This window comes from Okeania sp. SIO2B9 (assembly GCF_010672505.1).
Classification (GTDB): domain Bacteria; phylum Cyanobacteriota; class Cyanobacteriia; order Cyanobacteriales; family Microcoleaceae; genus Okeania; species Okeania hirsuta.
In genome coordinates this window covers 1-8,456 of the sequence record NZ_JAAHGK010000159.1, presented here as the reverse complement: position 1 = coordinate 8,456, position 8,456 = coordinate 1, and the positions used below count along the sequence as shown (strand labels likewise).

Genomic DNA, 8,456 nt, shown 5'->3' with positions numbered 1-8,456 from the left:
TCTTCGATACTTTTGTGTGGTTCTAGCTTTAACAATCTCGGCATGGCGATCGCCCAACTCTTACTATTCATCCCTTAATTTATCAGGTTTAATTTTTTTATACCGATGCTACCGGATTTGATATGATGGAGTAGGGGAGTGGGGGAGAAGTAAACATCAGAATAATTAATACGCTAGTGGCGTGCTCATTATCAAAAATATCATTGTGCCTGTGTTAATTACTTAATAATTGAAGTTTCACCTCACAAAAGCATTCTTTTTTCACCCTAATACCTAAGACCTAACACCTAAGACCAATTTTTATGTATATGAATCAATCAACATCCCTAGATATTTCGGCCATTCGAGTTGGCAAAATCAAACTTTTAGCGAGTGCTAATCTCCCTGGTGCAGATTTAGCAGGAACCCAACTTTCAGAAGCAGACTTCTACCAAGCTAACTTGGTTGGAGTTAATTTTGCTGGAGCTAATCTACAGAAAGCACAATTGAGAGCTAACCTGCGTGGAGCTGACTTCACTGGTGCTGATTTGAGAGGGGCAGACTTTCGTAATGCTGATCTACGGGGTGCTATTTTTATGGATGCCCAAGTTAGAGGAGCTAGCTTTGCAGGTGCTTTCTTAAATGGAGCTGTACTGAATAATTTGGACTTGAGTGGGGCTGATTTTCGTGGTGCTGACCTACGAGGTGTGAATTTCACTAGAACTATTTTATTTCAGGCAGAATTTAGTAGTGCTAATTTAGCTGGTGCAGATTTATCCCAAGCAGATTTAGAAGAAGCTAATTTTACTGGGGCCATACTCCGGGGCACAAATTTACAACGGGCTAATTTGCTCTGCGCTATTGTCGATCAAGCTGACTTCAATGGGGCTATATTCACCGATGCTTGTCTACAAGGTACACCCCTTGATTCAGTCTATTCCTAAAAGTTTTATTTGCCTAGTGGATTGACACATCTAAAATTTTGCAATAGTAGGGGCGGGTTCGGCGTTAAATTAATTGCTCAACATTAAATTGAGATGAACCCGACCCATCCCCCTATGTCAGTCCAGTAGGCTATGTCTTCAGTAGATGCAAAATAATGCTTATTAAGTACATAAGTACAAGTAAACTTTACAATTCTTTATCAAACTGCTAGGATATCAATGAAGGCAAACATTGAAAAATTATGGTGACTGCGTTGTTGACCAATGTACCAATGCAAAATCAAAGTGGCGATCGCCTAGTGAGCAAGGCAGCAGGAGCGGCAATAGCAGCTCTGTTTAAAAGCTCTGATAAAGTCGAAGCCAATGTCCGTGCCGAGCCAGTGGCCAAACTTTTACAGGGTAGTCTGGATGGGTTTGATTTCATTGGCAAAGGAATGCGGATGTACAATGGCCTTCGGATTGAAGTTATGGAGCTTTACCTGCAAGCTGTATCAATAGACTTTAGTGCAATTTTTACTGGTAAAGTCAAATTAAGGCAGCCGATTCAGGCCACTCTGAGGACTGTATTAACTGAGTCTGACTTGACTACCTCTTTCAATACACCATTTGTGATAGAGAAACTGCAAAGGCTCAAATATCAGGGACAATCCCTACATTTCCAAAATACTCAAATGACCATCACTGAAGAGCGAGCCCTCAGACTTAAAACTCAAATCGGGGTAGGAAATCCAAATCAACCTATAGATGTTGATTTCACTGCTAACATTGAAGTGGAAAATAGACGTAAAATCAAATTTGTTAATGTTAAATATAATGGCGATCGAGAGTCAGTAGATTTAGGTAAATCTCTCATAGACCATGTAAATAATTTACTAGATTTAGATAAATTTGCTTTAGAAAATACTCAACTAAGAGTAGACCGACTAAGGGTAGGAAGAGATGACATCACGTTCTATGGTATAGCTAAGATTGAACAGTTTCCTAGTGGGATGAAGAATAAATAGTTGTTAATCTTTAAAATCCATTTAATGCAAGATCAAAATTGATGGAGTGAGATTGATAATCAAGCAGGAATTGACTAAAAGTATACAACTTCCTTGACAATTCTGGATTATTTCTCAAACAATATCACAAATGAGATAATACTCAGGTCAGATAAAAGCTACTCTAAAACATAATCTCTACCTAGTTAGAGTAGCTTCTAATGTTCAGTAAACTGTTATGCTTTTAGCTATCTTTATCATCATTAACTTTAGGAACATAGTCTGGACGTTGTGCATCTTCCCAACCAGGTGGACGCTTAGAATTATACCAAGCAATTGAACCTATAGTAATAGCAGCAACAAAGCCTACTACAACTACTGCAATTGGAATCCATATATTACCCTGGACCATATTAAATCTCCAAATTATTTCTATAATTTAGAAATATTATCTCACGGCCTGGATTGAGTTTAAATAAAATCAATCATTATTGCTAGGCGGGGTCATTTCAGTCATAAGTTAACAGTTATCAGTACCTTTAGCTGAATCAAGAGACTTGAAATACGGAATATTCTTTTTTTTATCCTCTTAAAAGAGGAAGATTCAGACCAAAATTTATCGGTCAAAGTAAGAAACAATCTAGAATCTGAATTTGATAGATTTTTTTGCGGTTGTAATCGTGGAGCTTAGTGTAAGCCGTATTACTAGTTTCATCACACCTATTTAACCACCAGCAACAGCAGGAACAATACTAACTTCATCTCCATCTTGTAGAGATGTTTTTGTTCCCTCTAAAAATCGGATATCTTCGCTGTTGACGTAGAAGTTTAAAAATCTTCGGGGTTCTCCTTGGTCATCACAGAGACTTTTTTTAATGCCAGGAAAGTTTGCTTCTAGAGAATCTATTAGTTCGGAAATATTGCCACCGCCACATTCAATTTTTGCTTTACTCTTGGTGAACTTTTGTAAGGGAGTAGGAATTAAAACTGTAACTGCCATAGTTGAGTAATGTTATTGATATAACTAAAACGTCTTTGCAAATTTTTATTCTAATGGTGGGCTAAGAAAAACTGTCAATTTTTAAGAAAAAAATTATTTTTCCTAACCCACTATTACTGCCTGGAAGATACACCAGATTTAACCTTGCTGAGGTATATTCATCGCGGACAAGATACCCGCACTAGGAACATTTAACTGTTAGTATCTTTACTTCAGATACCACCGAATCTGCTGTCTTTAGGAATTTTTGAGGTAAAGTTGCTTAAACCAAAACTTGCTCCCAATCAAGACGCTCTAATGTTTGAGCACGTTCCCAAGCTCGCTCGAAACTGTCTAACTTTGCATCTATTGTTAAAGGTTCGCCGATATAACCTTGTACTGCTTCTTGTGTCTTTAAGCCGTTACCTGTAATGTAAGCAACAGTAGTTTCTTCTGGATCGATTTTGCCTGCTTCTGCTAATTTTTTCAAGACCGCAATAGTTGTACCACCTGCTGTTTCGGTGAAAATTCCTTCTGTTTCTGCCAATAACTTCATACCTTCAATAACTTCAGCATCCGTGACAGATTCGATATTACCGTTTGTTTTGCGAGCTACTTCTAATGCGTAGATACCATCTGCGGGGTTGCCGATTGCGATTGATTTGGCAATAGTATTAGGTTTAACTGGGGTGATAAAATCACGACCTTCTTTGAATGCTTGAGCTACTGGAGAACAACCTTCAGCTTGCGCTCCACTAAAACGAACTGCTTTATCTTCTACTAAACCTACTTTAACAAACTCTTGGAATCCTTTGTAAATTTTTGTGTAGAGGGAACCGGAGGCTATGGGAGCAACTATATGGTCTGGTAGTTGCCATCCTAGTTGTTCGGCGACTTCAAAGCCTAGAGTTTTTGAACCTTCTGAGTAGTAGGGACGGAGGTTAATATTTACAAATCCCCAACCGTAGGTATTGGCAACTTCGCAACAGAGGCGGTTTACTTGGTCGTAGTTACCTTTAACTGCCATAACTGTTGGATTGTAAATTAGGGTGCCGAGAATTTTGCCTGCTTCTAGGTCGGCGGGGATAAATACACAACACTCTAATCCTGCTTTGGCTGCGATCGCTGCGGTGGAGTTTGCTAGGTTGCCTGTACTTGCGCAGGATACTGTGGAGAAACCTAATTCTCTGGCCCGACTTAAGGCCACTGATACTACCCTATCTTTGAAACTGAGGGTAGGCATATTTACAGCGTCATTTTTGATGTAGAGATTTTTTAGACCCAGGCGACGGGCTAAACGTTCTGATTTTAGTAGGGGGGTCATACCTGTTCCTACGTCTATTACATTATCTGTTTTTACTGGTAGGAATTGACGATAACGCCATATAGAGTTAGGACCTGCTTCGATTGTTGCCCGACTGACTGTTTGACTGAGCTTTTCATAGTCGTACTTTACTTCTAGGGGGCCAAAGCATACGTCTTCGCATATATGTTTGGCTTCTAGTGGGTATTCTTCACCACATTCTTTGCACTTGAGTGTTTCTATTGCTGTATTTTGACTGTGGATTTGACTATCGGTATTTGTAGCCTGGGTCATGGTCTTTACTCCCTACTTCTAACTAAGAACTATTCTTCTGCACTTTTTGAAATACTAGCATGGGTAAAAATCACCGTCAACCATACCAGACAAAAATAGTCGGGATTAATTTTATTCTATTTTTTCCATTATTAATTGCAACAGATAGATTTTCTGTTTTGGTAAGTAATTTTACTAATTTAGTAGTTAATTTTAATGTAGCGATTTGAGCGGTAGTATAAATGGCTTAGTTGTTTAGAATTAAGCTTAAAGTTAGTGACTTGCTTAACGAAGTCAGAAGTCAGATAGGGGAGTCGCCCCATTGGCGACGTACAGAAGTTATTTTTTTAAGGGGGATTTGAGCAAGGATCCAAAAATATTTCACCTTAAAAGGCGGGGTTTTAGACCCGATTATTTTGATAACTATTTTGTTCAAATTGATTAATATTTTGGTTGTCAATTTTACTGATTTTCAGGATAAATTTATTTTTTTTGTGTCACATTTTTTCTATTTAACTTAGTATTAAATGTGAATCATGTTATTGGATTTATTTTAATAAATGTAGCATTTTATAGTGAAAAAGTTTCTAGAGGTAAGTGGTTTAATACCATATACCAAAGAAATTATATTTTCTAAAAAAAATATCTAAATTCTAAAATTGTAAAGAAGAAGGCTTCTATAGAAGTCGGGAATTTCAACTCAAGCTTTTAGGGTCTTGAAAGCTGAGTGCTGTTTGCAAAGCATTCCGGTATGGAAAATGCTGATAGCTGTTTGCGGAGCATTCCGGTACGGAAAATGCTGATAGCTAGTTAAGGCCACCACTAACTGGAGGAATGAGGACTACTTCATCGCCGTCTTGAAGGACGGTTTCGGGTGGAGCAAAGTTGAAGTTAATACCAAATTTGGTTACTTTTCGCCACTGCTCTAGTTCGGGGTGTTGAGTGACGATCTGTTCTAAAAGTTGGGAGGCGGTAGTTCCTGGGGAAAGGGTGAGTTGGAGTTCGGAGACTCCATAGGCTTCTTGGTAGGCTGCGAATAGTTTGAGGGTGATGGTCATTTCAGTTATCAGTACTTCCTGCAATAGAGAGGCTTGAAACCTAATTTTTTGGTCATATTATGGGAAGAGGCGATTAACGAAGTCAGAAGTCATAAGTCAGAAGTCAGAAGTGAAGTTATTTTTGTAACGGGGATTTGAGCAAGGCTCCAAAAATATTGCGCCTTAAAAGGCGGGGTTTTAAACCCATATTTTTTTGATAAACTTCTATTTTCATTGATTTTTTTGCGTTGAATAAAAAATCATGCGCAGGGACGAACAGCCCCTTATACATTTTATAATCTTCAAAATATCAGAGTTTTTGTTTGAATGCAACAATTTCCCTGGCATTTTTTTCGAGAGCTTTTAAAGGGGAATCAGCTTCTTTATTTTTTGCGTTGAATAAAAAGTCATACGCAGGGGCGAACAGCCCCTTATACATTTTATAATCTTCAAAATATCAGAGTTTTTGTTTGAATGCAACAATTTCCCTGGCATTTTTTTCGAGAGCTTTTAAAGGGGAATCAGCTTCTTTATTTTTTGCGTTGAATAAAAAGTCATACGCAGGGGCGAACAAACCCTTATACATTTTATAATCTTCAGAATATCAGAATTTTTGTTTGAATGCAACAATTTTCCTGGCAATTTTTTCGAGAGCTTCTGAGGATGAGAATGATTGATAATTTATTATTTTAAATAGGGGCGTTGTTGAATGTATGATTTCACAGGAGTTAGGAGTAAACACTGCGGGTGACGGTGGAGTATAAAACCCAAAAGAAAAAGATAATATTTTAATTAGACAGGACTTACGCAAAATACGAAATTACACACAATCTGTAGGGGCGGAACGGAACAGAAACAGGCAAGATGCCTATTCCACATTTAATAATTATGTTCAGCCTCACATAAGACCTAAAATTATTATCAAAGTTAACCATCTAATTAAAATGCTCAAAATTCAAAACTTAGTTCTCACTAGCAGTTGTTTTTACCTCTACTTTTCAAGCTATTGTTTAGCAAAAACTCCTGAATTTTCCGAATATACCGTCAGAAAAAATGCTGTAAATATTATCTCTCAACGTCAAACAGATGCAGAACAAGAATTAGAATCTCCCAATAAATTTTCCCCTAACCCTTTAGAAAGCACTGAACCAGACCCACTCTTACCAGAACCCCCTACTACAGGAACCGTTACCGGGGACAAACGAGAAGAACTTTCTCAAGAACTCGACCGACTTAACGCTGAAGCTTCAGCATTATTCGCGGCGGGAGAAACAACTAAAGCTTTTGATACCTGGAATAGAGAACTTCGTTTGCGACGTTATCTGGGTCAAGCAGAAGAGTTAGCAGCTTTGGAACGAGTGGCGGAAATAGCATGGAATAATAGTCAAAAATTACAAGTGCAGTGGATTACAAAACGACTGGAAACCATACAACCAGAGATTCAAGAACAAGAACCAGTGAATATAGAATTGTTGCAAGCATTAGGTTCTGCATTTAATACTGTTAGAGCAAAAGATCCAGCAGTTCAAGTTTATCAACAAGTTATTGTTGAAGCAAGAGAGCGAGAGGATATTGCTACCCTGAAACAAGCTTTGACAGCTATGGGGGAAATATATTTGAATTGGTTAGATTATGATAATGCAGCGATCGCCTATGAAGAATTATTGGAGGTTCAGCAGCAGAGTAACTCAGCAACATCTACTAATGAAGAAACAACAGATCCTGCTTTAACTACTAATTTTGAAAAAGTAGATACTATCGAAAAATTAGCTTTCATTTATAATCAAGCGGGAAAACCTCTACAAGCAATTACAGCTAAAGAAAGATTGGTCAATTTTTACGAAGGTCAAGAAACTATCACAGAAATTCCGGATATAAAAATATCTATTGCTGGAGATTATGAGGAACTCGGTAAACTTAGTCTTGCCAGTCAATACTATCAGGAAGCTTATGATATTGCTCAATCAATTCAACAGTTTATAAGTGCTAGTGATGCTTTAGAAAAATTGGCAGCACTCTATCTTTCTCAGGATGAAAAAGAGGCAGCAATTGAAATATATAAAGTGCAATTATTGATGGATCAACAGTTTGTTAATGTTTATGGGATGATGGAAACTTATGACCGTATGGGTCAAGTTTATGCACAGTTAAAGGCTTTTCCTTTAGCAATTTCATCTTTTCAAAGAGGGTTAGAATTATCTAGACAATTGGGGGGATATCGAGAAAGTTATTTTCTACAAAAGCTTGATAAATTAAATAAAAATAAAAATCTGTGATTTAACTAAAAATGGAACGATACCGTGAAATTGTTGGTAAGAGTTAAGTTTATCAACCAATACAATTCTAGAAAATCATACTTTCAGCTAATAAAAATTTCGGTAGTTCTGCGTAGTAATGGTAGATATAAACAAGCAATGTTTGGCACGGGATCAAGATGCTCCCACTGCGGTCTCGTAACAACAATAATTACAATGGACGACTATTACAATGCACCACCACCAAAATTTCGGGGTTGCACATTATGGAATGATATTGCCAAAAAATAGTTTAGACTTTGACTAAAAAAAACCTAATATTAATTATTATAGCAATTGATTAATCCAAAATCTTGTTCATCAAAAATCTCAAATCATATCAAATCCGGTAACATCGGTGTAATTAGATAGTTAATCTAGGAGGACCGAGTCAGGAGGACCTCCTCAGGAGGGAAGAGAATGCGCGAAACATTTGCTCTTGGATGAAGATGAAAATTTTTTTTATACCGAACCCGAGCGGATTTGATATCATTCGTCACTGTGCAATGCCAAAATTTCGGCGTTGCTTAAATGTAATGATAATTAGATATCTACTCCACCCATAGGGAGTAGACAGTAGGCAGCTTTGCTGTAGGGGTAAAGAATTGATAATTTCTTTGGGATATAGATATTGATTTTTGATTCTTGGAGATGTCTATTAAGA

At 37.4% G+C, this 8,456-nt stretch carries 9 protein-coding genes; 5 read left to right on the top strand and 4 right to left on the bottom strand.

What is annotated here, in order from left to right; all coding sequences use genetic code 11:
• Nucleotides 1-302: 302 nt before the first annotated feature.
• Nucleotides 303-923, top strand: a complete 621-nt coding sequence (locus F6K13_RS08165) for a pentapeptide repeat-containing protein (protein ID WP_124146429.1) — start codon at nucleotides 303-305, stop codon at nucleotides 921-923.
• Between the two features lie 242 nt (nucleotides 924-1,165).
• Entirely contained in the window at nucleotides 1,166-1,927 is a 762-nt protein-coding gene (locus F6K13_RS08160) for a DUF2993 domain-containing protein (RefSeq protein WP_124146428.1), read from the top strand.
• A gap of 223 nt (nucleotides 1,928-2,150) precedes the next feature.
• Here F6K13_RS08160 and psb35 read toward each other — a convergent pair whose 3' ends face one another.
• The 3 genes from psb35 to thrC form a co-directional block, all read right to left on the bottom strand.
• Nucleotides 2,151-2,318, bottom strand: a complete 168-nt coding sequence (gene psb35, locus F6K13_RS08155) for a photosystem II assembly protein Psb35 (RefSeq protein ID WP_192901174.1) — start codon at nucleotides 2,316-2,318, stop codon at nucleotides 2,151-2,153.
• A gap of 312 nt (nucleotides 2,319-2,630) precedes the next feature.
• Nucleotides 2,631-2,906: a MoaD/ThiS family protein gene (locus tag F6K13_RS08150; protein WP_124146427.1), complete on the bottom strand. Its 276-nt coding sequence runs from the start codon at nucleotides 2,904-2,906 to the stop codon at nucleotides 2,631-2,633.
• Nucleotides 2,907-3,168: 262 nt separating this feature from the next.
• Complete coding sequence (gene thrC, locus F6K13_RS08145) at nucleotides 3,169-4,482, bottom strand: threonine synthase (protein WP_124146426.1); 1,314 nt, start codon at nucleotides 4,480-4,482, stop codon at nucleotides 3,169-3,171.
• Between the two features lie 59 nt (nucleotides 4,483-4,541).
• Between thrC and F6K13_RS08140 the strand changes: the two genes are divergently transcribed.
• Nucleotides 4,542-4,691 carry a hypothetical protein gene (locus tag F6K13_RS08140; RefSeq protein WP_161564647.1) on the top strand — a complete coding sequence of 50 codons (150 nt, stop codon included), beginning with the start codon at nucleotides 4,542-4,544 and terminating at the stop codon, nucleotides 4,689-4,691.
• A 576-nt stretch (nucleotides 4,692-5,267) separates the two neighbouring features.
• Here the strand turns inward: F6K13_RS08140 and F6K13_RS08135 are convergent.
• Nucleotides 5,268-5,519, bottom strand: a complete 252-nt coding sequence (locus F6K13_RS08135) for a MoaD/ThiS family protein (protein ID WP_124146425.1) — start codon at nucleotides 5,517-5,519, stop codon at nucleotides 5,268-5,270.
• A 923-nt stretch (nucleotides 5,520-6,442) separates the two neighbouring features.
• Between F6K13_RS08135 and F6K13_RS08130 the strand changes: the two genes are divergently transcribed.
• Both F6K13_RS08130 and F6K13_RS08125 read left to right on the top strand, forming a co-directional pair.
• Nucleotides 6,443-7,774 (top strand): lipopolysaccharide assembly protein LapB, encoded by a 1,332-nt coding sequence (locus tag F6K13_RS08130; protein ID WP_124146424.1) that lies wholly within the window; start codon nucleotides 6,443-6,445, stop codon nucleotides 7,772-7,774.
• Nucleotides 7,775-7,807: 33 nt separating this feature from the next.
• Nucleotides 7,808-8,044, top strand: coding sequence for a hypothetical protein (locus F6K13_RS08125; RefSeq protein WP_287287173.1), 237 nt, complete (start codon nucleotides 7,808-7,810; stop codon nucleotides 8,042-8,044).
• The last annotated feature ends 412 nt before the right edge of the window (nucleotides 8,045-8,456 follow it).